This window comes from Methylotenera mobilis 13 (assembly GCF_000384255.1).
Lineage (GTDB): Bacteria > Pseudomonadota > Gammaproteobacteria > Burkholderiales > Methylophilaceae > Methylotenera > Methylotenera mobilis_B.
Genome location: NZ_KB913035.1, coordinates 1190365 through 1215331, shown reverse-complemented (window position 1 = coordinate 1215331; position 24967 = coordinate 1190365). Strand labels below are relative to the sequence as shown.

Annotated in this window: 21 protein-coding genes and 1 pseudogene; 7 read left to right on the top strand and 15 right to left on the bottom strand. The window is 42.6% G+C overall.

Annotated features, from left to right (window positions below; translation table 11 throughout):
- Positions 1-16 precede the first annotated feature (16 nt).
- From serS to A391_RS0105825, 4 genes are all read right to left on the bottom strand, one after another.
- Positions 17-1291, bottom strand: coding sequence for a serine--tRNA ligase (gene serS, locus A391_RS0105840; protein ID WP_019898032.1), 1275 nt, complete (start codon positions 1289-1291; stop codon positions 17-19).
- 120 nt (positions 1292-1411) lie between these two features.
- Positions 1412-2719 carry a replication-associated recombination protein A gene (locus A391_RS0105835; RefSeq protein ID WP_019898031.1) on the bottom strand — a complete coding sequence of 436 codons (1308 nt, stop codon included), beginning with the start codon at positions 2717-2719 and terminating at the stop codon, positions 1412-1414.
- A 26-nt stretch (positions 2720-2745) separates the two neighbouring features.
- Entirely contained in the window at positions 2746-3396 is a 651-nt protein-coding gene (lolA, locus tag A391_RS0105830) for an outer membrane lipoprotein chaperone LolA (RefSeq protein WP_051089102.1), read from the bottom strand.
- 94 nt (positions 3397-3490) lie between these two features.
- Complete coding sequence (locus A391_RS0105825; protein ID WP_019898027.1) at positions 3491-5803, bottom strand: DNA translocase FtsK 4TM domain-containing protein; 2313 nt, start codon at positions 5801-5803, stop codon at positions 3491-3493.
- A gap of 140 nt (positions 5804-5943) precedes the next feature.
- Here A391_RS0105825 and A391_RS0105820 point away from each other — a divergent pair, with 140 nt between their 5' ends.
- The 3 genes from A391_RS0105820 (at position 5944) to A391_RS0105810 (ending at position 8135) form a co-directional block, all read left to right on the top strand.
- The gene (locus A391_RS0105820; protein WP_019898026.1) at positions 5944-6408 is read left to right on the top strand and encodes a Dps family protein; all 465 of its coding nucleotides are present in this window, start codon (positions 5944-5946) and stop codon (positions 6406-6408) included.
- A gap of 168 nt (positions 6409-6576) precedes the next feature.
- Positions 6577-7527 carry a thioredoxin-disulfide reductase gene (trxB, locus tag A391_RS0105815; RefSeq protein WP_019898025.1) on the top strand — a complete coding sequence of 317 codons (951 nt, stop codon included), beginning with the start codon at positions 6577-6579 and terminating at the stop codon, positions 7525-7527.
- Positions 7528-7601: 74 nt separating this feature from the next.
- On the top strand, positions 7602-8135 hold the full coding sequence (locus tag A391_RS0105810; RefSeq protein WP_019898023.1) for a Smr/MutS family protein: 534 nt from the start codon (positions 7602-7604) through the stop codon (positions 8133-8135).
- A gap of 124 nt (positions 8136-8259) precedes the next feature.
- Here A391_RS0105810 and ccoG read toward each other — a convergent pair whose 3' ends face one another.
- From ccoG to A391_RS0105785, 5 genes are all read right to left on the bottom strand, one after another.
- A complete protein-coding gene (gene ccoG, locus A391_RS0105805) occupies positions 8260-9696 on the bottom strand; it encodes a cytochrome c oxidase accessory protein CcoG (protein WP_019898022.1) in 1437 nt (478 codons plus the stop codon).
- Positions 9697-9784: 88 nt separating this feature from the next.
- Positions 9785-10309 (bottom strand): DUF934 domain-containing protein, encoded by a 525-nt coding sequence (locus tag A391_RS0105800; protein WP_019898020.1) that lies wholly within the window; start codon positions 10307-10309, stop codon positions 9785-9787.
- Positions 10302-12062 (bottom strand): nitrite/sulfite reductase, encoded by a 1761-nt coding sequence (locus A391_RS0105795; RefSeq protein ID WP_019898018.1) that lies wholly within the window; start codon positions 12060-12062, stop codon positions 10302-10304. Before A391_RS0105795 ends, A391_RS0105800 begins: the two co-directional genes overlap by 8 nt.
- A 135-nt stretch (positions 12063-12197) precedes the next feature.
- Positions 12198-13628: a PLP-dependent aminotransferase family protein gene (locus tag A391_RS0105790; protein WP_019898017.1), complete on the bottom strand. Its 1431-nt coding sequence runs from the start codon at positions 13626-13628 to the stop codon at positions 12198-12200.
- 60 nt (positions 13629-13688) lie between these two features.
- A complete protein-coding gene (locus tag A391_RS0105785) occupies positions 13689-15164 on the bottom strand; it encodes a SulP family inorganic anion transporter (protein ID WP_019898014.1) in 1476 nt (491 codons plus the stop codon).
- A gap of 414 nt (positions 15165-15578) precedes the next feature.
- Between A391_RS0105785 and A391_RS0105780 the strand changes: the two genes are divergently transcribed.
- Entirely contained in the window at positions 15579-15959 is a 381-nt protein-coding gene (locus A391_RS0105780; RefSeq protein ID WP_019898012.1) for a flagellar protein FlaG, read from the top strand.
- Positions 15960-16074: 115 nt separating this feature from the next.
- Here the strand turns inward: A391_RS0105780 and A391_RS13750 are convergent.
- From A391_RS13750 to A391_RS0105750, 6 genes and pseudogenes are all read right to left on the bottom strand, one after another.
- Positions 16075-17900 (bottom strand): annotated as a pseudogene (locus A391_RS13750) (ABC transporter ATP-binding protein).
- Between the two features lie 21 nt (positions 17901-17921).
- Entirely contained in the window at positions 17922-18395 is a 474-nt protein-coding gene (ispF, locus tag A391_RS0105770; protein ID WP_019898011.1) for a 2-C-methyl-D-erythritol 2,4-cyclodiphosphate synthase, read from the bottom strand.
- On the bottom strand, positions 18395-19084 hold the full coding sequence (ispD, locus tag A391_RS0105765) for a 2-C-methyl-D-erythritol 4-phosphate cytidylyltransferase (protein ID WP_019898010.1): 690 nt from the start codon (positions 19082-19084) through the stop codon (positions 18395-18397). Before ispD ends, ispF begins: the two co-directional genes overlap by 1 nt.
- Positions 19085-19181: 97 nt before the next feature.
- Complete coding sequence (locus tag A391_RS0105760) at positions 19182-20009, bottom strand: transporter (protein ID WP_157261327.1); 828 nt, start codon at positions 20007-20009, stop codon at positions 19182-19184.
- A gap of 281 nt (positions 20010-20290) precedes the next feature.
- Complete coding sequence (locus A391_RS0105755) at positions 20291-21481, bottom strand: ammonium transporter (protein ID WP_019898008.1); 1191 nt, start codon at positions 21479-21481, stop codon at positions 20291-20293.
- Between the two features lie 180 nt (positions 21482-21661).
- The gene (locus A391_RS0105750) at positions 21662-22336 is read right to left on the bottom strand and encodes a hypothetical protein (protein WP_019898006.1); all 675 of its coding nucleotides are present in this window, start codon (positions 22334-22336) and stop codon (positions 21662-21664) included.
- 170 nt (positions 22337-22506) lie between these two features.
- On the opposite strand from A391_RS0105750, the gene A391_RS0105745 reads away from it, so the two are divergent.
- Genes A391_RS0105745 through gluQRS form a run of 3 tightly spaced genes read left to right on the top strand, consistent with a single transcriptional unit; the run spans position 22507 to position 24897 of the window.
- Positions 22507-23676: a PilT/PilU family type 4a pilus ATPase gene (locus A391_RS0105745; protein ID WP_019898004.1), complete on the top strand. Its 1170-nt coding sequence runs from the start codon at positions 22507-22509 to the stop codon at positions 23674-23676.
- Between the two features lie 15 nt (positions 23677-23691).
- Complete coding sequence (locus A391_RS0105740) at positions 23692-24003, top strand: DUF3301 domain-containing protein (RefSeq protein ID WP_019898002.1); 312 nt, start codon at positions 23692-23694, stop codon at positions 24001-24003.
- Positions 24004-24012: 9 nt separating this feature from the next.
- Entirely contained in the window at positions 24013-24897 is an 885-nt protein-coding gene (gene gluQRS / locus A391_RS0105735; protein ID WP_019898001.1) for a tRNA glutamyl-Q(34) synthetase GluQRS, read from the top strand.
- The last annotated feature ends 70 nt before the right edge of the window (positions 24898-24967 follow it).

Below are 24967 nucleotides of genomic sequence, written 5' to 3'. Positions count from 1 at the left end.
AACAACTACACCAAGCTTAAGCTTTAATCACTGCAAGATTGTTCATATACGGCCTTAATACTTCTGGTATGGTCACGCTACCATCTGCATTCTGGTAATTTTCCAACACAGCAACCAGCGTACGACCTACTGCTAAACCAGAGCCATTTAAGGTATGAACCAATTCAGGCTTACCGTTTTCATTACGGAATCTTGCTTGCAAACGACGTGCTTGGAAAGCTTCACAATTAGAGATGGATGAAATTTCACGATACGTATTTTGCGCTGGCAGCCACACTTCTAAATCATAAGTTTTAGCGGCGCCAAAGCCCATATCACCCGTGCACAATGACACCACACGGTAAGGTAACCCTAAGGCTTTTAAGATATTTTCAGCATGCCCGACCATTTCCTCTAGCGCGTCATAGCTTGTTTCTGGATGAACGATTTGCACCATTTCAACTTTATCAAATTGGTGCTGGCGTATCATCCCTTTGGTATCGCGTCCATAAGAGCCAGCCTCAGAACGGAAACAAGGCGTATGTGCAGTGAGTTTAATCGGCAGGGATTCAAACGGCACAATTTCATCGCGCACCGTATTGGTTAGCGTGACCTCTGAGGTTGGTATCAGATACAACTTGCTGTCATTATGCGCTAAAGAGAATAGATCTTCTTCAAACTTCGGCAATTGGCCTGTGCCAGTCAAGGTTTCAGCATTGACGAGATATGGGGTATAACACTCTTCATAACCATGCTGTTCGGTTTGAGTGTCCAGCATGAACTGCGCAAGTGCACGATGCAATTTGGCAATCAGTCCACGCATTAACGTAAAGCGAGCACCTGATAGTTTAGCCCCAGTATCAAAATCTAAGCCAAGTGGAGTACCAACATCAGTGTGGTCTTTAATTTCAAAATCAAAAGAGCGTGGTGCGCCTACTTTGCGTACTTCAACGTTATCTGCTTCTGACTTACCAACAGGGACGCTTAAATGTGGCAAGTTTGGCACATTCAACAACATGCTTTGTAGCTCGGCCTGCAACTCTGCCAAACGTGTTTCTCCCGCTTTTAACTGCTCGCCCAAACCAGACACTTCGGCCATGATGGCGCTAACATCCTCACCTTTAGACTTTGCAAAACCGATTTGCTTAGATGCATTATTGCGCTTTGCTTGTAAATCTTGCGTATTGGTTTGAACGGTTTTACGTTCCTGCTCTAACGCACTGAATTTAGCTGCATCGAACTCAAAACCACGCGCTTGTAATTGGCTTACTACGCCATCTAAATCATTTCTTAATGCTTGAATGTCTAACATTTGAATCCCTTATTTATGCTGTTGCATGCTGACTAAGGCCGCTATGTAAGAGGCTTTTGAATGATGATACTCAAAAGGCTTCACTTAAATAGTTGACTAAGATAACTGCCTTATCGCTGCTTATTTCTTTGCTTTTTTATCAAGCTCACGTAAATGCGCTAATTTTTCCGCTATTTTACCCTCAAGACCACGTGGTGTGGGAGAGTAAAACTGTTGCGGCGGTAAATCATCAGGAAAGTAACTCTCCCCAGCAGCATAGGCATCTGGTTCATTGTGAGCGTAACGATACTCTTTACCGTAATCCAAGGCTTTCATCAGCTTAGTGGGCGCATTTCTTAAATGCAGTGGCACTGAGCGAGATTTATCCTGTGCAACAAAGGCTTTAGCTTGGTTATAAGCCATGTAAGTGGCATTACTTTTTGCGGCGACTGCCAAGTAAATGACTGCATTTGACAATGCCAACTCACCCTCTGGCGAACCAAGCCGTTCATAAATCTGACAAGCTTCTAGCGCCATGGTCTGTGCACGCGGATCTGCAATCCCAATATCTTCAACCGCCATTCGTACAATACGTCGCCCAAGGTAAAGTGGGTCTGCACCGCCATCAATCATACGTAAAAACCAATATAGAGCGGCATCTGGATTAGAGCCACGTACCGATTTATGCAATGCAGAAATTTGGTCGTAAAATGCTTCACCACCTTTATCAAACCGACGCAACTTACTTGCCATCGTGGTTTGCAAAAATGCTTCATCAATTTTAGAGATGCCTGCACCTTGTGCCGCGTTAAATAAACCTTCTGCAAAGTTGAGCAATCGCCTTGCATCGCCATCAGCATAGGCCAACACTTGCTCACGTACTTCTGGTGCGATAGTTAACTCTGCCGCTACTAACTGTTGTGCGCGGTCAAGCAATAATGATAGCTCCGCTTCAGAAAGCGAGTTAAGCACAAACACCTGTGCTCGGCTCAGTAACGCACTATTGACCTCAAAAGATGGATTTTCAGTAGTCGCACCAATAAAGGTAATCAGGCCACTTTCAACGAAAGGCAAAAATGCGTCTTGCTGACCTTTGTTAAAGCGATGCACTTCATCTACAAAAAGTATCGTTTTACGCCCATGCTGCTGCAAGGTTAGTTCTGCACGCTCTACAGCTTCGCGAATATCTTTAATGCCAGATAGCACGGCAGAAATTGGAATAAACTCAGCATCTGCGGTATTGGCAATCAACCGCGCCAAAGTGGTTTTACCCACCCCTGGTGGCCCCCACAAAACCATCGAGGGCAACTTGCCAGACTGAAACGCTAAACGTAAGGGCTTACCAATACCAAGCAGATGGGACTGCCCCACAACCTCATCTAAGGCTTTAGGTCGGAGCCGCTCGGCTAATGGTGCTTCTGGTGTGTTGGGTGTAAATAAACTATTCAAAATAAATTGGTATCTTTCACCACGTATTACTCGCCCACCACATCAACACCTTTAGGCACTTTAAATAAAAATGACTTTTCATTGAGTGACGGATTGACCTCAACATTTGTAAAGACTATTTTTGTATGGTGTCCAAAGCTGTCTAACAATGTCATTTCTTGAATTTGATTGTCTTTAAACCCTAACAATATTTTCTCAAAGCCAGACTCTTTATTTTTAGGTTGTGCGTTCACCCAATCTAAACCATCTTTATTATCTGTATTGGTCAGCGTAAAGCTCTCTTCAATCGCTTTTCCGCCCGCCAATAAAGCTGCAGGGCTAGAGCCAAGGGCTTTAGTCGTATCACGTACGGTGACCTGCGCTAGTTCGGTGTCATATAGCCACACCTGCTTACCATCGCTGATAATTTGCTGTTCATACGGTTTGTTGTAATCCCACCTGAATTTATTAGGTCGTTTAAGTTGCATAGTGCCATGTACTTCCTGCACTTTACGCCCTTGTCTATCGGTTACCGTTTGATGAAAATTTGCACGAACTGCCTGTGTTTTTTCATAGAACATCTTCACACTGTCCATACCATCTGCCTGTACAGTTTGCACCGCTAGCATAACAGGCAATACAAGCAGGCTTTTTATCAGCTTAGGGTACAAAGAGGTAAGGTTTTGGGGTTTTATCATTTTCATTAAATTCAAATTCATTAAATTCAAAGTGTCATTTCTTTTAAAAGTTAAGGCTCTCAAAACTTAGGCTCTAAAACTGAAAGTTTTAAGGCTAAGGCTCATGGTGCGGCGCTAATACTTCGCGATTACCATTGCTCTGCATGGCAGAAACTAAGCCAGCACGTTCCATATCTTCAATTAAACGTGCCGCACGGTTATAGCCAATGCGCAGTTGGCGCTGTACAGAAGAAATGCTGGCTCGGCGCGATTTAAGCACAATACCAACGGCTTCATCATAGAGCGGATCAACCTCTGCGCCGCTGCTACCAGAAGCGCCAGCGATAAAATCACCACCACCCTCTTCGGCTTCATTCGTTAGAATGCCATCAATGTAATTCGGTTCACCTTGGGCTTTAAGATAATCAACCACTTTATGCACTTCTTGGTCTGATACAAAAGCACCATGAATACGTGTTGGGTAACCTGTGCCTGGTGGCATGTACAACATATCGCCCTGCCCTAACAAGGCTTCCGCACCCATTTGATCAAGAATCGTGCGTGAATCAATTTTGCTAGACACTTGGAAAGAAATTCGCGTTGGCACGTTAGCTTTAATTAAGCCAGTAATCACATCAACTGATGGGCGTTGCGTTGCCAACACCAAGTGAATACCAGAAGCACGGGCTTTTTGTGCTAATCGCGCAATCAGTTCCTCTACTTTTTTACCTACGACCATCATTAAATCAGCCAACTCATCAATCACGACAACAATTAACGGCATCTCTTCTAACGGCTCAGGTTCATCTGGCGTTAAACTAAATGGATGCGGGATTTTTTCACCAGCTTTGTCGGCTTCTTTAATCTTTTGGTTATAGCCAGCTAAGTTACGCACACCAAGCATGGACATCAATTTATAGCGCCGCTCCATCTCAGCCACACACCAATTTAAGGCATTCGCCGCCTGACGCATATCAGTCACAACAGGTGCTAATAGATGTGGAATACCTTCATAAACTGACAATTCCAGCATTTTAGGGTCTATCAAAATCATACGCACTTGGCTAGCATCTGCTTTATATAGCAGACTTAAAATCAGCGCATTAATGGCAACAGACTTACCAGAACCAGTAGTACCAGCCACCAGTACGTGCGGCATTTTGGCCAAATCAGCCACGGCAGGTTTACCGCCAATGTCTTTACCTAAAGAAATCGCCAATGGTGAATGTACATCGGCATACGCTTGACTACCCATGATTTCAGATAAATAGACAATCTGTCGTTTAGGGTTAGGAATCTCCAAACCCATGCAAGTTTTGCCTGGAATCGTCTCTACTACACGTACGCTGACCACAGATAAAGCACGCGCTAAGTCTTTCACCAAATTAGTCACTTGGCTACCTTTAACGCCCGCAGCAGGCTCTAGCTCGTACCGGGTAATCACAGGCCCTGGCAAAGCGGTTAACACTTTCACTTCAATACCAAAGTCCATCAACTTACGTTCGATTAAACGCGAGGTGAAATCTAAGGTTTCAGCAGATGGCAACTCCACAGTACCAGATGGCTCATCCAGCAAGTGTATCGGTGGCAATGGGGTATCTGGATGTGTATCAAACAATGGCACTTGTTTTTCTTTTTGAACGCGAGCACTTTGTGCGATTTCAAGCACTGGTGTTTCAATTTGTACAGGCTCACGATCCACCACACGCTTACGTTCACTTTTTACGTACTCCATGCGCTCTTGCTCTACTGCTTTGCCTGCTTTTCTATCTTGCCAATCTTGCCATTTAAGTTTGATGAACTCATAGCTAGCAATCAAAAATGCACCAAACTTCTCGGTGATCATGATCCAAGACCAACCAGTGAATAAACTAAACCCAACCACAAACATGAGCAATAACAACATGCTAGAACCGGTATAGCCAAATAAGCTACGTAAGCCTGCGTCAACAGCAACCCCTAACATACCGCCTGAACTATCAGGTAATAGTGCAGGTAATTTAACCAGATGCCCAGCTTCTAGTGCGCTTGATGCAACCAGCAACAAAGCAAAGCCAAAAAAATTAAATAGCAGGAATGGTTTTTCGCTCTGATCCACTGCTTCTAGCGCTAAATAGACAAACCACATGGCATAAAAAGCTAAGACAGCCCACCACCAAGCTGAAAAGCCAAACACGTAGAGTAATAAGTCAGAAATCCAAGCCCCTACACTACCACCACTATTTTGGATGATGGCGCCATCTGGTGCGATATGCGACCAAGACGAGTCATTAGGATTGTAAGTAAAAAGAATGACAGTAATATACAGCCCGATGAGCACCAAACCCAACCACCAAGCTTCTTTAATGAGCGTATTAGCCAGGGCATTGGATTTAATTACTTCAGCTTCACGGCGAGCATTAACTGGTTTAGATTTTTTGAAAAACAAGATAAACCTTTAACGTATTTTGAATGTCAGATTTAATTATAGCAGTATCAAAGTCGCTGCGTAGGGATTAGAATATCATTCTCAATTTGAATCATAAAACGTTGTAAGACCTTGAACAAAGGTCACATCAGGAGTTCACTATGGATATTGGCATTAAAGAAGAAGATAGAAAAAATATTGCACAAGGCCTTTCACATCTTTTAGCAGATACTTATACCTTATATTTAAAAACACATTACTTTCATTGGAACGTCACTGGCCCGATGTTTAACACGCTACACTTAATGTTCGAAACGCAATATACTGAATTAGCACTCGCGGTAGATTTAGTAGCTGAGCGTATCCGTGCGCTTGATGTATACGCACCCGGTACCTATCGAGATTTTGCTAAACTAAGCTCTATTAAAGAATCTGATTCAGTGCCGAAAGCACAAGACATGATTGCCGAATTAGTCGCTGGTCACGAAGCAGTTTGTCGCACAGCACGCGCTGTGTTTCCTAGTGCAGATGCAGCATCGGACGAGGCAACTGCTGACTTACTCACGCAACGTTTACAAGTACATGAAAAAACCGCATGGATGCTACGTAGCTTGTTAGAAAAGTAACAAAGCATTTTCAGCACTTTTGGATACAATCCCAGCTAACTAGCACAATGTTAACTGTTTAGCTGGCCCGAAGTTTAAAAAGCACTTGGATTTTATGCTGTTTACTTGAAAAACAGACCGACACACCCAACGTATAAAACTCAATATTAATCAAGAAAGCAATACATTATGGCAACACGTCACGCCAAACTACTCATTTTGGGCTCAGGTCCTGCAGGCTACTCAGCTGCTGTTTACGCTGCACGCGCCAACCTTAAACCAGTGTTAATTACCGGCATTGCTCAAGGCGGCCAACTGATGACCACCACTGAGGTTGATAACTGGCCTGCTGACGCAGATGGCGTACAAGGCCCAGAGCTGATGGAGCGTTTTCAAAAGCATGCAGAGCGTTTTAACACTGAAATGATTTTTGATCATATTCACACGACACACTTAACTGAAAAACCAATTCGTTTAGTGGGTGATAGTGGCGAATACACTTGTGATGCGCTAATTATTGCAACTGGTGCCTCTGCAAAATACCTAGGCCTGCCAAGTGAAGAAGCATTCTCAGGTAAAGGTGTATCTGCATGTGCAACCTGCGATGGGTTCTTTTACAGAAACCAAGAGGTCGCTGTGATTGGTGGCGGCAACACTGCAGTTGAAGAAGCTTTATACCTAGCGAATATTGCAAGCAAAGTAACACTAGTGCACCGCCGCGATAAATTCAAAGCAGAAGCCATTTTGGTCGATAAGCTGATGGCGCGCGTGGCTGAAGGTAAAATCGTACTAGAAACATTTGCTACGCTAGATGAAGTACTTGGTGACAACACTGGTGTGACTGGTATGCGCATTAAAAATGTGAATGACGGTAGCACTAAAGACATTGCATTACAGGGTGTATTCATTGCAATTGGCCATAAGCCAAATACTGATATCTTTGAAGGCCAACTCGAGATGGAGGGCGGCTACATTGTGACGCAAATGGGTCGTGCTGGTAACGCAACAGCCACTAGCGTGCCAGGCGTTTTTGCCGCAGGCGATGTGCAAGACCATATTTATCGCCAAGCAGTGACGAGTGCAGGCACAGGTTGTATGGCAGCACTAGATGCAGAGCGTTATTTAGATCACGCTAAATAAGTGATTATTTGAAATAAGTATGATGAGTGCGGTAACCTTACCGCGCTCATTTACTCAATAGAGCTATCAACATTGTGGAAGACGCTAACGACAACGAAGTTGACCTGTTTTTAGAAGCAGTTAAAGATGCGCGACCACTCAAACCAAAACGCGTTCACCACGCACCACTACGCCCGAAACCAATTCCAAAACAATTCATTCGCGATGAGCAACAGGCACTGGCTGACTCGTTAAGTGACTACTACATCCCAGCGCATGATTTAGAAACTGGTGAAGAGTTACTTTACCTACGTGATGGCCATGCTCCTGACATTTTAAGCAAGTTACGACGCGGCCATTGGGTAATACAAGCGGCTATTGACCTGCACGGCTTAATCAGTGACGAAGCAAGGCTTTACGTTGCCACTTTTTTAAACGACTGCAAAAAACGTGGCATCCGCTGTGTACGTATTGTGCACGGCAAAGGCTTAGGCTCAAGGAACCGCGAGCCCGTGCTTAAACATAAATTACGCGGCTGGCTAATGCAGCGTGATGAGGTGATTGCCTATGCAGAAGCACGCAGACAAGATGGCGGCAGTGGCGCAGTAATCGTGCTGTTAAAAGCCTAAAATAATGACAAATCAAACTGTATTACAAATACTGAAAATAGTTTAAATACACCAAATATTATTCAGACTGCGCGCCAACCAAGAGGCAATTAGCTACCTCTTGATTTCAACCTAAAGCCAACCTCTATCTTGGCATGTAAAAAATAGACTTTTGCGTGACTCGCTCTTTACTACCTAATGCTTCAATTTCAAACATAATAGGATGTGTGCCGCTTCGTACCGCGCCGTCGGGTAATTGTAAGCTCACTGCCACCAATCGCTCATTGGCAGGGTCTACAGTGAATTGATTTTTTGATGCCATTGCCAGGCCTTCTAAACCACTCACAGTGACATGATAGGATTCAGCTATTTCCGTAACATTAGTGATTTGTAATTGATAGACGTTCTCTATCTTACCGCCAGCAACCAACCTAGACATTACGCCACGGTCGCGGTTCACATCTACCTTAAACGCAGGTCGGATGGCTAATGATGCAACCAAACCAGCCGAAAGAAGCAACAATAGCGCGCTATAGATAAGCACTCTCGGACGTAGTATCTTTTGTATGACTTGATGTTTTGTCCAATGCTGAGCAAGGCCGTTTTGAGTAGTGAAACGAATCAGACCACGCGGATAGTTCATCTTATCCATAATGCTGTTGCATGCATCTACACATAGCCCGCAACTAATGCACTCATATTGCAAACCATTACGGATATCGATACCTACTGGGCATACTTGCACGCAAAAGTTGCAATCAATACAGTCACCCAAACCTTCTTGTTTTGCATCTACTTTTCTAGAGCGACCACTACGTGGCTCCCCACGCTCCTGATCATAAGTGACAATTAGCGTGTCATTATCAAACATCGCACTTTGAAAACGTGCGTATGGACACATATGCTTACATACCTGCTCACGCAAAAAACCTGCGTTACCATAAGTCGCTAAGCCATAAAAGAAAATCCAGAATGTTTCCCAAGGGCTTAAACGAATCTGAATAATGCTATCGAACAAATCACGGATGGGTGAAAAATAGCCCAAAAACGTAAAACCAGTCACCATTGAGAAACTGATCCAAGCAAAATGTTTTAGCGACTTTATGTAAAGTTTTTTAAAGCCAAACTTCATACCATCCAAACGTATACGAGCAGCTCTATCCCCTTCAATTTTACGTTCCATCCATAAGAATATCTCCGTATACACGGACTGAGGACAAGAGAACCCACACCAAAGCCTGCCTGCAACCGCTGTAAATAAGAATAAAGCTAATGCAGAAATAATTAAGATGACGACTAAGTAAATCAAGTCTTGCGGGTATAACACCAAGCCAAAAATGTAAAAACGATGCGTACTAATGTCTAACAACATCGCCTGCCGTTCACCCCACTGCAACCATGGCACACCATAAAACACAATTTGTGTAATCCAAATCATCACCCAGCGCCAGTTCTTGAAGAACCCAAAAGTATTGCGTGGGTATATCTTAGATTGCGCTTCATACATCGGCATAAACCCACCTTTTGCAGGGTCACTGACAATGGGGATTATTTTTTTAGATGTGGTTTTAGCATCTGTCATTTGAGGTCCTTACTTACAATTAAATGACTCACGTTTAAATTATCAAGAGTTATTTTCAAGGTTACTTGGTAATAACTGCTTAATTTCGCTAACTTAACTTCTGAATCGGTTGACGGTATGATTTTTGATAGGTATCGGTAAATGTGCTTAAAGCTTCTAATGCCAATTGAGCATTGTGTCCTTGCTTCACCAGAAAGCTATCAAAACCGCACCTGGCCAAGTAGTAGACAGTATCAATCATCACATCACCTACAGCTCTTAACTCGCCAGTCCATCCATAGACATTTCTTAGTAACTGCGCCAATGAATATCCACGTCCATCTGTATAAGTAGGGAAATCTATCGCAATAAACGCAATATTTGCTTGGCATAATTCTTTTATCTGCTGATTAGAATCATCATCAAATTCAGCATCTGATGGGATTAATATAGCGATAGGAAATTGACGATTAGACAATGACAACTGATGCTCAAACCAGGTATCTAATGTCACCATCCAGTTTGACTCATCAGGCGGAACCGACCATGCTTTTTCATGTGCAACGCCAAAGCATTGCACATGATTCACCTCAAGTTGGCCACCACGTATTAGGTTCATGTTACGTTCAGACATTAGATTCCCTCACTAAGTTTGAATACTTCGAAAGTAAAGGGTCCGCATAGACATCTTTTTTGAAAGGTTCAATACCAACTCGATCAACCACATCGATAAACCGCTCAGATTCACTTTCCCTTAGCGTTAAATATGTTTGAATTAAACGTGAAATCACATCGGGCACTTGCTCACGAGCAAATGAAGGTCCAATCACCCGACCAATTGCCGCACTTGCGCCACATCTTGAACGTTCATCGTTGTCTTGACTGGATTTTTTGTCTAAATGGAGTGCACCAGATTGCCTGCCGCCGATGGTGATTTGGTACCACTCCTCACCTGCTTTATCCACCCCCAAAATTCCGATATGACCAACATGATGATGCCCACATGAGTTCATGCATCCTGATAAATTAAGATCAAGCTCACCAATTTCGTGCACGTAATCTAAATCATCAAACCGTTCTTGAATCGCAGTTGCGACTGGAATAGAAACGGCATTCGCCAAACTGCAATAATCACCGCCTGGGCAAGCGATAATATTGGTAATTAGCCCAATATTTGGCGTTGCAAGATTAAGCACATTGAGCTCTTGCCATAAAGCATAAAGCGCCTCTGTTTTCACATCTGGTAGAATAATATTTTGCTCGTGAGACACACGTAACTCGCCAAACCCATAGCTATCAGCCATTTCAGCAAGTACCTCCATCTGGTCAGCCGTCATATCACCAGGCGGAGAACCCGTTGCCTTCAGTGAAACTGTCACTGCAGAGTATCCTGAAACTTTATGATGATGAACATTAGTGCGAAACCATCTTGCAAACGCAGTATTAGTTGTCAAATGATGTGCCATGACTGCGTTATCATTTTCACTCACCGTTTCATAGGTAGGCCATGAAAACTTATTGGCAATACTACTTACAAACTCTTCAGTCACCGTGTCAGCACCACCCTTAATCAGCGCCCACTGATCATTCACTTGTTGCGCGAACACTTCTGGCGTAAGGTCTTTTACAAGAATTTTAATTCGTGCTTTATATTTGTTATCTCGTCTGCCATGAAGGTTGTACACACGTAGTGTCGCCTGCAAATAAGTTAACAAATCATGCCAAGCAACAAATGGATTGATGAGCTTGCCTATGATAGGCGTTCTACCCAAGCCACCTCCCACAAAGCACATAAAGCCAAAAACACCATCCTGCTCAATTGCTTGCAATCCTATATCATGCACACCAATCGCGGCTCTATCTACTTCTGCACCACTCACTGCAATTTTGAATTTACGTGGTAAGAACGCAAATTCAGGATGCAGCATTGACCATTGCCGAATGATTTCACACCAAATAAGGGGGTTGATGATTTCATCATGCGCAACACCCGCAAAATGATCTGTTGTCGTATTGCGAATACAATTACCACTGGTTTGAATCGCATGCATCTGCACAGTTGCAAGCTTAGCCAAGATTTCTGGCACATCTTCTAGCCTAGGCCAATTGAACTGAATATTTTGTCTGGTAGTTAAGTGGGCATAACCTCTATCCCAACGCCGAGCAACATACGCTAAAGTACGCAGTTGCTTTGAGGTTAGCATGCCGTAGGGAATCGCGACGCGTAGCATTGGCGCATGTCGTTGAATATACAAACCATTTTGCAAACGCAAAACCCGAAACTCATCTTCAGTAAGCTGGCCATTTAGGAATCGTTGTGTCTGTCCTCTAAACTGGGCAACACGCTGCTCCACCAACTTCTGATCTATTTCATCATAGATATACATTTAATCACCTTAAAAATTTAGCGTTGATAAATCGCCAAATGATTATTTTTAACAGTGACTAAAGCTTAAGGTTTGGTAACAATTAATAACAGAGACAGATGCAGAGAAAAAAAGCATAACAGATGTTCTGTGACGCTATGACGATGACGAGCTCATCAACCCAAAGACTAAAGTACCTAGCGTAGACAATGCCGCCTCAATTCGCGCATCCCAAATATGCCCATAGTTCAGCCTAATGTAATCAGTAAAATGCTTTTGAGCAGAAAATATGGGTCCTGGTGCAATACTAATGCCATTATTAAGTGCAAGCTTATGCAGCTCAAGTGCATTAATCTCATCTGGTAACTTGACCCATAAGAAATAACCACCCTGCGGTAAAGTTAAGCAAGTCCCTTCAGGGAAGTAACGCTCAATCGCTTCTACAAACTTGATTTGATTCACTAATAAGGTATGGCGTAAATTACGCAAATGCTTGTCATACCCACCTTTTTGCAGATACTTGGCAATTGCCACCTGTGCTGGCACAGATGCAGAGATGGTTGTGGTTAATTTAAGACGCGCGACCGCTTTTGTATACCTACCAGGGACAACCCAACCAACGCGATAGCCAGGCGCAAGGCATTTAGAAAATGACGAGCAATGCATCACCAAGCCTTCTGTATCAAACGCTTTGGCTGGTATTGGACGTTTCTCACCAAAATATAGCTCGCTATACACGTCATCTTCAATCAAAGGAATTTGGTATTGCGTGATAAGCGCCACCAATGATTGCTTTTTCTCATCAGAGAGCAAACTTCCCAACGGATTCTGAAAATTAGTCATCAACCAGCAGGCTTTAGGCTGATGCTGCTGAATAGCACGCTCCATGGCGGCTAAATCAATCCCATCCTTGGGATGGCTGGGGATTGCTACAGCACGCAAGCCAATTCGCTCTATTGATTGCAATGCTGCATAAAAAGTGGGGGACTCTATCAGAACGGTATCACCAGGGCGCGTCACCGCCATCAAACATAGATTCAATGCTTCTAGAGCACCATTAGTCACCACAATATCGTCAGTAGTCACATGCAGACCATCTATCATGTAGCGCAATGCTATCTGACGCCTAAGATTAATATCACCAGCACTTAAATTATCTACACTTGCCCAAGGATCCATCACCTGAACACTTGACGCCATGGTTTTGGCCAAACTAGCCCTCGGAAATAATAACGGGCTTGGAAACGCTGACCCTAAAGGGATAACGGTTTTAAGCCGAATGGATTCCAGTACTTCAAATACGAGTTCGCTGACATCGACTTGTGTTGATTCTAGTTGATTCAGAATAGCTGGCGCTGGCGAAGATGGGATATTCATAGTACCGCTAGTGACAAAATATCCAGAGCGATCGCGTGCAGTAATCAATCCTCGTGCTTCTAAAAGATAATAAGCCTCTAGTACAGTAGCAGCACTCACGTTGCGACTTGCACTTGCCTGCCGCACAGAAGGAAGCTTATCTCCACGGCAAAGCACACCCTCCTGAATCGATTGAGCAATAGAGTTAGCAAGTAGCTCGTAAAGTTTCATAGCTTCCTAGTGATAAAATCAAGATAACCAATCTTATCTTAACTAAATAAATATACTAGTTTAATGCCCCATTAATTGTTCAACAGCTTCAGGTTTATCATGTACAGCAAATCGATCAACCATGGTAGCACTCGCTTCATTCAAGCCAATCACTTCAACCTGAATATTTTCTCGCCTAAACTTAATCACCACTTTGTCTAGCGCACTAACGGCTGTGACATCCCAAAAATGTGCACGACTCACGTCAATACGTACTTTCTCAATCAGCTCTTTATAGTCAAATGCATTAATAAATCGGTCTGCTGAAGCAAAAAACACCTGCCCAGTGATTTTATAGCTACGTAAGCGACCTTGGTCTTCTAGTACTGATCCAATATGTAAAACTTTTGAAATATTGTTAGCAAAAAAGAAACCTGAGAGTAAAACACCAACTAACACACCTTGCGCCAAATCGTGCGTTACTACAACAACAGCCACCGTGGCCAACATCACCACACTAAAGCTTTTTGGGTTTGATCGTAAATCTCTCACTGAAGCCCAGTTGAAAGTACCAATAGACACCATAATCATCACAGCAACCAATGCCGCCATTGGAATCCTTGCCACCCAATCTCCCGCAAACACCACCATTAATAACAATAAAACACCAGCAGCTAAAGTAGAAAGTCGCCCGCGACCACCAGATTTTACATTAATCACAGACTGGCCAATCATAGCGCAACCTGCCATCCCACCAAGAAACCCAGTAGCAATATTAGCAACACCTTGCCCAACACACTCACGGTTTTTATTACTTGAAGTATCAGTTAAATCATCCACAATTGAAGCTGTCATTAAAGACTCAAGCAAACCAACCACTGCCAATGTCGCAGAAAAAGGGAAAATAATACGTAATGTTTCCCAATTCAATGGGATATCTGGAATTAAGAATATTGGTAAGCTATCTGGCAGCTGACCCATGTCACCCACGGTACGAATATCTAAACCCATCATCAATGAAATTGCCGTTAACACTATAATAGTGACCAATGGTGATGGTATTGCCTTAGTGAGATATGGGAACAAATAAATAATGCCTAATCCACCAGCCACCATTGCATAAACCACCCAACTTACATGAGTAAGCTCTGGTAACTGCGCCATAAAAATTAATATTGCCAGCGCATTCACAAACCCGACAACGACAGCACGTCCAACAAAGCGCATTAATGAACCCAGCTTAAACCAGCCAGCTAAAATTTGTAGCAGCCCAGTGAGTACTGTTGCGGCCAGCAAATATTGTAAACCATGCTCTTTCACTAGCAGCACCATCACAAGTGCCATTGCACCCGTGGCTGCCGAAATCATCCCTGGCCTACCGCCGACAAAGGCAATTACCGTAGCAATAGAGAAGGAGGCATAAAGCCCTACCTTTGGGTCAACCCCTGCAATCATTGAAAATGCAATTGCTTCAGGAATGAGCGCAAGTGCAACAACAAGACCTGCAAGCAGATCGTTACGGACATTGGAAAACCAGTCCAGACGTAATGAATTCATATTTTATTCCGTGATATAGCGAGTATGTGCGAACTAGTGCTTAACTTTTAGCTAAGCACTACCTGCAAGTATTTAGGTTTAAAAAACTAAGATTTTTAAAAAACCAAGTGAGGGTATCTGAAATTTACAAGGGTAGATTCCGAAGTATTTTTTGTAATTTGATTAGGAAATTATAGCGTTTTAGTCATTTTCATCAAATAAAATATAAAAAAACAAAATTAAATGAAAAATATTCAAGTCGTAACCTATTGAATAGTAAATAAATTAAAAAAATATTGAGATTATTTTAATTATTTTTTGCATTTACCCTAAATTATCCAAATTCGCTGCCGATAAAGACCTATGAGATACGGCAAGATTTAACTTAATTTATTAACCAATAAAGATTTAAGACGCAATAATAAGGGCTAACCCATGTTCAATTCTTCATTAGATGCTTACGGCGGCATAAAAATGCCAATCGCACCTCAACAAACGACAGAGGCTAGAGTTGTTGCACAAAGTAGCAGCACTAATCGTCCTGCGCTTAAGTCAGTTGAAACTACCGAAAATAGAACCTCAACTGAAGCGAATAAAGCGATGCTAACTGCCGCAGTAAATAAACTAAATGAATTAGTGGCACCTGCTTTACAAACAGTTCAGTTCTCGATGGATGAAGAAGCTGGGCGCATGATTGTAAAAGTGATTGATACGGCTACGCAAAAAACCATTAGACAAATTCCTAATGAAGAGGTGTTAGCTTTTTCAAAAACGCTAGGCAGACTTCAGGGCTTAGTAGTAAGAGAACGCGCTTAAACAGATTTCTAGTATCAAATCAGACGCAATAGTTCTAAAGTGTCCATGAAATGAGCATTTGCATATTGATTGCAAATGCTCAGTCAGTCATACCAATCACCTAAAGTTTAATAAGTCAGCTATCTCCTAGGAAACCACCGCTCTGGTGTGCCCATAAAGTTGCATAGAGGCCGCCTTGTTTAATCAGCGCTTGATGGTCACCCTCTTCTACTATTCTGCCCTCATCCAGCACGATCAGTCTATCCATCGCGGCAATGGTAGATAGGCGGTGCGCAATTGCCACAACAGTTTTCCCTTGCATCAAATCATATAAGCTAGCCTGAATCGCCTGCTCCACTTCAGAGTCCAACGCACTAGTTGCTTCATCTAACAGTAAAATTGGCGCATCTTTCAATATCACGCGGGCAATTGCAATGCGCTGACGTTGACCACCAGACAGTTTAACGCCTCGCTCACCGACATGTGCATCGTATCCTACACGCCCTTTAGCATCACGTAATCCCAAAATAAACTCATGCGCTTCTGCGCGGTTTGCAGCCTTAACCATTTCCTCTTCAGTCGCATTTGGGCGTCCATATAAGATGTTATCGCGCACACTACGATGCAGTAACGATGTATCTTGTGTCACCATGGCAATTTGACTACGCAAGCTATTTTGCGTCACATCACGCACATCCTGCCCATCAATTAATACGCGACCATGCTCAACATCATAAAAACGTAATAACAAATTAACAATCGTAGATTTACCAGCACCGGAACGTCCTACCAAACCCACCTTCTCGCCAGGCCTAATGGTAAGATTTAGTGCGCTCAATACAGATTTCTGCATACCATACGCAAAATCTACCTGATCAAATTTAACTTCACCCGTGCTGATTATTAAAGGTTTTGCATCGGGTTTATCGACAATCTGCTGCGTTAACGAAAGTGTGTTAACGCCATCCTGTGCTGTGCCTATATGCTCATAGAGTGAAGTAAGCTCCCACATCACCCAATGTGAAATACCATTTAAACGTAATGCCATAGCAGTTGCGGCAGCAACACCACCAACACTCACCTCACCTTTTGTCCATAACCATAATGCGACACCTGAAGTTGCAATCACTAATAGCATATTTAGAATATGATTGGTAAATTCCACACCCGACACATAACGCATTTGTTTGTGCACAGTGCTTAAAAACTCGCTCATGGCAGACTTCGCATAATAGGCTTCACGCCCTGCATGTGAAAACAATTTAACTGTGCTGATATTGGTGTATGCATCAGTAATACGCCCAGTCATTAAGGAGCGAGCATCTGCCTGATTTTGTGAAACTTTAGCTAAACGTGGCACAAAGTAGCTGAGTGAAATCACATAGCAGACCACCCAAACCAAAAATGGCAAAACGACAATCGCATTAAAATGCCCAACGACTGCTACCATGGTGACAAAGTAAATCACCACAAAGACTAAGATATCCGCAACAATAAACCACACATCACGCACCGCCAAAGCAGTTTGCATCACTTTCGCAGACACTAGCCAGCAAACTCATCTTGATAAAAACTCATACTTTGACCGAGCATTAAACGATGGAAGTTCCAACGCAGACGCATTGGAAAATTTCCTGCCAAAGTTTGATGCTTAATCAACGTTTGCACAGCAATTAATATGGCACTAAACATCAGCAAGCCAGCTAATAACAACAATCGATGCTTCTCTGTTTGCCATAGCAGCTCTGGTGAGGTTTTACTCAGCCAATCAACGACCTTACCCATCACAGCGAACAGCATTGCTTCAAAGCCACCAATCATTGCGGTGAAGAATGTCATGACCAGAATAAACAACCGCGAACCACGAGTGCAGGACCATAAAAATGGCCATAGTGCGTTAGGTGGAGGAGCTATTTCGTTACTAGGGAATGGATTTAATAGATTTTCAAACCAGCGCAGCATAGGATTCTTTTCGGTCTGCGTTTAAATAGACTGCAACAGACATACTGCTTCAGCTGCAATACCTTCACCACGCCCAGTAAAGCCAAGCTTTTCAGTGGTGGTGGCTTTAACATTGATTTGTGATACCTCAACACCACAATCTGCGGCAATATATTCACACATCGTTGCAGTATGTGGTCCCAACTTAGGTGCTTCACACATCACAGTAGCATCAATATTGCCGACTACATAGCCACTATTTTTAACCAAGCTCACTACATGCTTAAGTAACTGACGAGAATCAATGCCTTGATAACGCATATCTGTAGGCGGAAAGTGCTTACCAATATCACCAAGCGCTACCGCACCCAGTAAGGCATCACAAATTGCATGTAACAATACATCTGCATCTGAATGCCCATCCAACCCTTTATCAAAGGGGATATCCACGCCACCAATGATGCACTTTCGACCGACAACTAAGGCGTGTACATCAAATCCATGACCAATTCTCATCAGACTATTTCCTTTTGTATGAATAGTTCCATCAATGCCATATCTTGGGGATAGGTCACTTTCATGTTTCTTAGTGACCCTGTCACTAACTTAGGTTCAAAACCCAGTGCTTCTATCGCCTGTGCCTCATCCGTGGGGACACCGTCAAAGTTTTCTAATGCATTGGTTAATAAACGATAGCGGAACATCTGCGGCGTTTGCGCTTGCCATAAACCATCACGAGGAATCGTAGTTTTTACACGGTCATCCGCATTAGATTGCTTCAATGTGTCAGCTAGCGGCAACGCAAGTAGCCCGCCAACCGCGTCGTTTTCTAAGCTATCGAGCAATGTATCTAACAACGCTAATGTTAGCCCAGGCCTAGCTGCATCGTGCACAAGTATCCAATCATCTACATCAACTTGCGACTTCATAGCATACAAGGTGTTCAATACAGTTTGCGCGCGCGTTTCTCCACCTGTGTAATGCAACTGTAACCGACTGTTAGCCGCCAGTTCTAAATTACGCCAAAAGTAATCTTCTGCACTTAGGGCTAAATGAATACTTGCGATACGAGGTGATGCAAAAAAAGTCTGAATGCTGTAAGAAATCATAGGCTTACCAGAAATTGGTAAGTATTGCTTAGGAATTGCCGTTTCCATTCTATTACCAATGCCAGCTGCTGGAATAACGATGTGAAAGCGTGCCATATTAATCTGTGAATAATTTATAAATCATGCGCAGATTTTAACATGGCCACCTTAATTGATTTGGAAAATAAAGCAGGATACCAAGAGATAACTAACACTAAAAAACTTTGGTGTATCTTAATATGTAGCGACAATCTTCGATAAAACCATTATTAGTTTTAATATCAGCGCCATATTGCAAAGTGATTCGCCCAAAAGAAAAATTGGCTGCCGCAGTCATTTGATAACGTTGCAATTCCGCTCTATCATTACGTCTAACCTCGTCAACTCTCGTTTCCCCACCAGCGGTATAAAAATAAGTTGCCCCAACTGAGTAACGAGTGTTGAGTATATATTGCAACCCTATTTGTGTCGTATGCATCGCAGCTTGTGAAAGCGTTTTACGCTGGGCACCAAATGCATCATTTTCACCAAACCAAGCGGTATCGAATGCTGCCATCCAATTCAAATTGCCGATGAGAGGGGCCTGATAAGCGGCCTGTAACGCTGCTACATATCGATTTTGTCCAGCATTAAAAGTACGCTCATGATCATAGCTACCGGTAGGAATTGTAAGGTAAGCGCCGGTAGCAAAATATGTTTTTGACTCGTGATTAGTATAAGGCCAAAAAGCCAAAAGAAAAGTGGTATCACCAACGCCACTATCACCCTGTTGTTTTGAAAGTGAGCCTTCTGGGTGCACATATCCAATTGGTGTTTGTACGTACCAAAGCGCAGGATACTCTGCTACTTCAAAAGAGTGACCCACTCGCACTTGTAATTGTGACGTATGTATTTCAGGGCGTCCTGCTTGCTTATCTCCATCCAGATAGCGATCACCTCGTTCACTTTGCTGATAAGAAAGCATCAGCACATTGCTATCAGGTTTTGGAGCACGAATCTCACCTGGCTGCAAGTCTATCGCAAGCACTTGATTACTGTGCACTAGCAAACCAAAAACTATGCACAGCAATTGCCATAGTACTTGAGATAAAGATTTGATTAAACCCAATATGTATCCAATATCAGCATCAAGCGAACGATAAATTTATGATTTTTCTTAGCTAAAGAGAGGTTGCTCAGAGAAATACATCCACTACAGATTTTTTATAAAATAGTTGTTAACCAACTTTGTACTTAGTAAGTAATACTCTCTTTTATGGTGAAAAGACAGGCTTTTACTAAAAGCCTGTCTTCTATTTTAGTGCTATTACATTTTAATTAAAACTAGTCATTTGTCGTAGATGGAATTTTGTGTATGGTCAAATCTGCACCGTCATACTCTTCTTCTGCAGTTAGACGAATACCAACAAGCATTTTTAATAACCCATATACAATAAAGCCACCAATCAGCGCGACGCTAACACCTGTAGCCGTGCCAATCAACTGAGAAGTTAGGCTAACACCACCCATACCGCCCAACGCTTTCATACCAAAAATACCCGCAGCAATACCACCCCAAGCTCCACATAGCCCGTGTAGTGGCCACACACCTAATACATCATCTATTTTCCAGCGTTGTTGTGTTAATGTAAATGTCCAAACAAATAACACCCCGGCAATAGAGCCAGTCACTAATGCGCCCAAAGGGTGCATTAAATCAGAACCAGCACATACTGCGACCAAGCCAGCCAATGGACCATTATGTACAAAACCTGGGTCGTTTTTACCCATGATCAAGGCAGCTAACGTGCCACCCACCATTGCCATCAAGGAGTTCACTGCCACCAGTCCAGTAATACCTTGAATAGATTGCGCTGACATTACATTAAAGCCAAACCAGCCTACTGTCAGTATCCATGCACCTAGTGCTAAAAATGGAATATTTGACGGTGGATAAGCGTGCAAACGGCCATCTTTACTGTAACGGCCATTACGTGCACCTAACAATACAACAGCAGCCAATGCAATCCAACCACCCATTGCGTGTACTACAACAGAACCAGCGAAGTCATGAAATGACGCGCCTGCTGTCACCTTTAACCAATCTTGCAAGCCGTAGTGGTTATTCCAAGCAATTCCCTCAAAGAACGGATATACAAAGCCAACAAGTGCAAAAGTCGCGAACATTTGAGGGTTAAACTTTGCTCGCTCTGCGATACCGCCTGAAATAATCGCAGGAATCGCTGCTGCAAATGTCAGTAAAAAGAAAAACTTAACTAAATCAAAACCATTTTTTGCGGCCAATACTTCGGCGCCACTAAAAAAATCTACGCCATAAGCAATGCTATAGCCAATAAAGAAGTATGCAATGGTAGATACTGAAAAATCCACCATGATTTTTACTAATGCATTGACCTGATTTTTATGCCTAACTGTACCGACTTCTAAAAAGGCAAAACCTGCATGCATTGCAAGCACCATAATGGCGCCAAGCAATACAAATAAAACATCATTTGCTGAGACTAATGCTTCCATTTCAATCACCTATAAATATTTTAAGCCCCGCACAATAAGCAAATATCAAGCCAAAACATAACTTATTGTTTTATATAAGAATCAAATCATATACACAGAATAGTGTGCACACAATACGTGCACACTCGAGTGCATTGCACTAACTTTGTGCAAAAATCACTTTGAGCTGGGAGTAGATATTTATATGAGTGTGCTACCAGAGCCTTCTTTAAGTACCATGCTAGCAGCATTAGGATTGCCAGACCAAAAATGATAGAACTCACGCACCACCACTAAAAATAAGCGTCGGCTATGTTTAATCGTGAACAGCGGCAAGGTAAGGTCAACTGCTACACGATAGGCTTTATTATCTTTATCTGGGGCCGTACGCAAGCGAATTAGTATAATTTTCGCCAGTTTAATGCGAGTATCAACTAAGGACTGTTCTGCCCCTTCAAAGCGTAACGCTTGGGTATAGGCTTTTAATGGCCAATTCTCTGAAGCTTCAAACTTTTCTGTTTCCAAACTATCTGATAATAACTTTAATGTTGCTTGAACAGGCTTCCAATCAGTTGGCTTCACGTCAAATCCAGGATTAATGTTAATCGCTGCTATCGCCTTAAAGTCTTTCACCCAAAACGGATAAAATTCACGAGCTGTAGTGAGACTATCATGCCAGCAATCAGCAGGAACTGACTCCATCACTGTTTCAACTACATCTCGATAAGACTCACCATCTGGCGCATGGCCTCTAAGATTTGTTGCCAATTGATCTAAAAACAAGGATCGTTTATGCAACAACCCACTGCTGGCACCTTTAGTTTGCAACAATTTAAGATAAGCATCGATAGCTTCTTTTTCACGCATTTCATTCATTCAGTGGTGGCTCTTATCATTAATCATATGAAACAATGGAAGATGATACGAATGTTCGCTTACAATTGAGCTAAACACAATTGGCTCAACAACTAATTCGGTCTTGAAGACTTGTTTAATTATGGATTAAGTCGTGGCATATTGTAACCCCAATAGATAAGGTTTATTGAATGACAAACGAACAAGCGCTTAATTACATGCACAATCTTCTACGCGGCATGCTTGATAAAAAAGCCTCAGACTTATTTATCTCTGCAGATTTTCCTCCTGCGATGAAAATTGATGGGAAAATGACTCCAGTCACGCAACAGAAACTGACAGGAGAGCACACCAAAGCGTTTGCTGATGCATTGATGAACGATAAACAAAGATCAGAGTTTGTGATTGAGAAAGAATGTAACTTTGCCATTTGGCCTAAAGAGATAGGTCGTTTCCGTGTCAATGTATTCGTTCAGCAAGAAAAAGTAGGCATGGTGCTACGCACCATTACAACTGAAATCCCAAAATTTGATGATTTAGGATTACCTAGCACATTAAAAGACGTCATGTTAACAAAACGTGGTTTGGTCATTCTTGTTGGAGGCACAGGTTCAGGCAAATCAACAACATTGGCTGCATTGATTGATTATCGAAATGAAAATACTTATGGGCATATTATTACTGTTGAAGACCCAGTCGAATATGTGCACCAAAGTAAAAACTGCTTAATCACACACCGAGAAGTTGGCAGAGATACTAACGGTTGGTTTAATGCGCTCAAAAATACATTACGCCAAGCACCCGATGTTATTTTAATTGGTGAAATTCGCGATAGAGAAACGATGGAGTTTGCTTTAGCGTTTGCAGAAACTGGCCACCTGTGTATGGCCACTTTGCACGCGAACAGCGCCAATCAGGCGATTGACCGCATTATTAATTTCTTCCCAGAAGAGCGTCACGCACAATTGCATATGGATCTGTCACTCAATCTACGTGCATTTGTTTCACAACGTTTAGTCTCAAGAACAGGTGGTGGCCGTTGTGCAGCCATTGAGATTTTACTCAACTCACCCCTAATCTCTGACCTTATCCTAAAAGGTGAGACAAACATGATTAAAGATGTCATGGCTAAATCTACAGAACTTGGCATGCAAACATTTGACCAAGCCCTCTTTAATTTATGCGAAGAAGGCCGCATTACTCAAGATGATGCTCTGCGTAATGCTGACTCTATCAATGAATTAAGACTTCGATTCAAATTGCATGGTAAGCACGCAGGGGCAACAAACAACTCATCAAATTTTGACAGCCTATCGTTACATGAAGATGAACCTAAAGAATCGGAAATAGAACCTTTATAGAATGAGCACGAGTTAATGGAAACCATTTTAATTGTTATATTGTTAGGCATCGGCTGGTTTTGGATCGATAGTTTAAATAAACGCGAGCGCGCAATATTATTGGGCAGTGAACTTGCGGCAAGGTTTAATCTGCAGCTACTGGATGAGTCAGTTGCATGTAGCAGAATCTGGCTTGGACGCAACCGTCGCGGACACGTACAGTTTTTGCGCACTTACGAATTTGATGTAAGTGCCAATGGCAATGATCGCCTCCATTGCCATCTTATGCTGCTAGGTAATCAACTAGGCTATTGGCATATTCCGCCTTATCTACAAGCAGTCAATTAAGCCAGATTTATGTACGTTGGTCGTTTTGCCCCTTCGCCCACCGGCCCGCTGCACTTTGGCTCACTGGTAGCCGCTGTTGCGAGCTACTGCGAAGCAAAAGCTAACCAAGGCCAATGGTTAGTCCGCATGGAGGATTTAGACAAACCTCGCGAAATGATAGGTGCCGCTGATGATATCTTACACACATTAGTCGCCTTTGGTTTTCAGTGGGATGATGAAGTGGTCTACCAAAGTCAGCGTACATCACTATATCAAGAAGCATTTGAGCAACTGCAACGTAAGGGGCTTATTTACCCATGTAGTTGCTCACGCAAAGAGATCGCCGACTCTGCAAACAATGGCATTGAAGGCTTAGTTTACCCAGGCGCCTGTAGAAATGGCATGCTTCAATTACGCAGTCAGCATGCTTGGCGTGTCAAAGTGACTGACGAAATGATAAGCTTTAATGATGCAATACAAGGCCACCAGTCGCAACTTTTGAGTCGTGACATTGGTGACTTTGTTTTAAAACGTGCTGATGGCTTATTCGCCTATCAACTTGCTGTGGTGGTAGACGATGCATCACAACACATTACCCATATTTTGCGCGGTGCAGATTTACTCAACTCAACGCCTAGGCAAATCTATTTACAACAATTATTGGGCTTTAATAAGTTAGATTATGCACATATTCCTCTTGTGGTAAATGAGAGCGGCGATAAACTTAGTAAGCAAAACCTTGCGCAGCCAATTAAGAAAGAGCACGCACCTCAGCTAATCTTTGATGCACTTGTATTTTTAGGACAAAATCCTCCTTTATCAATTAAGCAAAGTACCCTCTCAGAAATCTGGGAATGGGCAATCACAAACTGGCAACTTTCGAAAATCAGTCACAAACCATCCATTAATATTTAATAAAAATCAAAGACATTGCACATTTTGATTATTTTATGAATGGAAACAATTCTCATTTGTGTTAAAATTT

Excerpts from the sequence above, each read along its gene's own strand:
- serS (WP_019898032.1), bottom strand. The coding sequence starts at position 1,291 with ATGTTAGACATTCAAGCATTAAGAAATGATTTAGATGGCGTAGTAAGC.
- lolA (WP_051089102.1), bottom strand. The coding sequence starts at position 3,396 with ATGATAAAACCCCAAAACCTTACCTCTTTGTACCCTAAGCTGATAAAA.
- A391_RS0105820 (WP_019898026.1), top strand. The coding sequence starts at position 5,944 with ATGGATATTGGCATTAAAGAAGAAGATAGAAAAAATATTGCACAAGGC.
- trxB (WP_019898025.1), top strand. The coding sequence starts at position 6,577 with ATGGCAACACGTCACGCCAAACTACTCATTTTGGGCTCAGGTCCTGCA.
- ccoG (WP_019898022.1), bottom strand. The coding sequence starts at position 9,696 with ATGACAGATGCTAAAACCACATCTAAAAAAATAATCCCCATTGTCAGT.
- A391_RS0105800 (WP_019898020.1), bottom strand. The coding sequence starts at position 10,309 with ATGTCTGAACGTAACATGAACCTAATACGTGGTGGCCAACTTGAGGTG.
- A391_RS0105795 (WP_019898018.1), bottom strand. The coding sequence starts at position 12,062 with ATGTATATCTATGATGAAATAGATCAGAAGTTGGTGGAGCAGCGTGTT.
- A391_RS0105790 (WP_019898017.1), bottom strand. The coding sequence starts at position 13,628 with ATGAAACTTTACGAGCTACTTGCTAACTCTATTGCTCAATCGATTCAG.
- A391_RS0105785 (WP_019898014.1), bottom strand. The coding sequence starts at position 15,164 with ATGAATTCATTACGTCTGGACTGGTTTTCCAATGTCCGTAACGATCTG.
- A391_RS0105780 (WP_019898012.1), top strand. The coding sequence starts at position 15,579 with ATGTTCAATTCTTCATTAGATGCTTACGGCGGCATAAAAATGCCAATC.
- ispF (WP_019898011.1), bottom strand. The coding sequence starts at position 18,395 with ATGAGAATTGGTCATGGATTTGATGTACACGCCTTAGTTGTCGGTCGA.
- ispD (WP_019898010.1), bottom strand. The coding sequence starts at position 19,084 with ATGGCACGCTTTCACATCGTTATTCCAGCAGCTGGCATTGGTAATAGA.
- A391_RS0105755 (WP_019898008.1), bottom strand. The coding sequence starts at position 21,481 with ATGGAAGCATTAGTCTCAGCAAATGATGTTTTATTTGTATTGCTTGGC.
- A391_RS0105750 (WP_019898006.1), bottom strand. The coding sequence starts at position 22,336 with ATGAATGAAATGCGTGAAAAAGAAGCTATCGATGCTTATCTTAAATTG.
- A391_RS0105745 (WP_019898004.1), top strand. The coding sequence starts at position 22,507 with ATGACAAACGAACAAGCGCTTAATTACATGCACAATCTTCTACGCGGC.
- A391_RS0105740 (WP_019898002.1), top strand. The coding sequence starts at position 23,692 with ATGGAAACCATTTTAATTGTTATATTGTTAGGCATCGGCTGGTTTTGG.
- gluQRS (WP_019898001.1), top strand. The coding sequence starts at position 24,013 with ATGTACGTTGGTCGTTTTGCCCCTTCGCCCACCGGCCCGCTGCACTTT.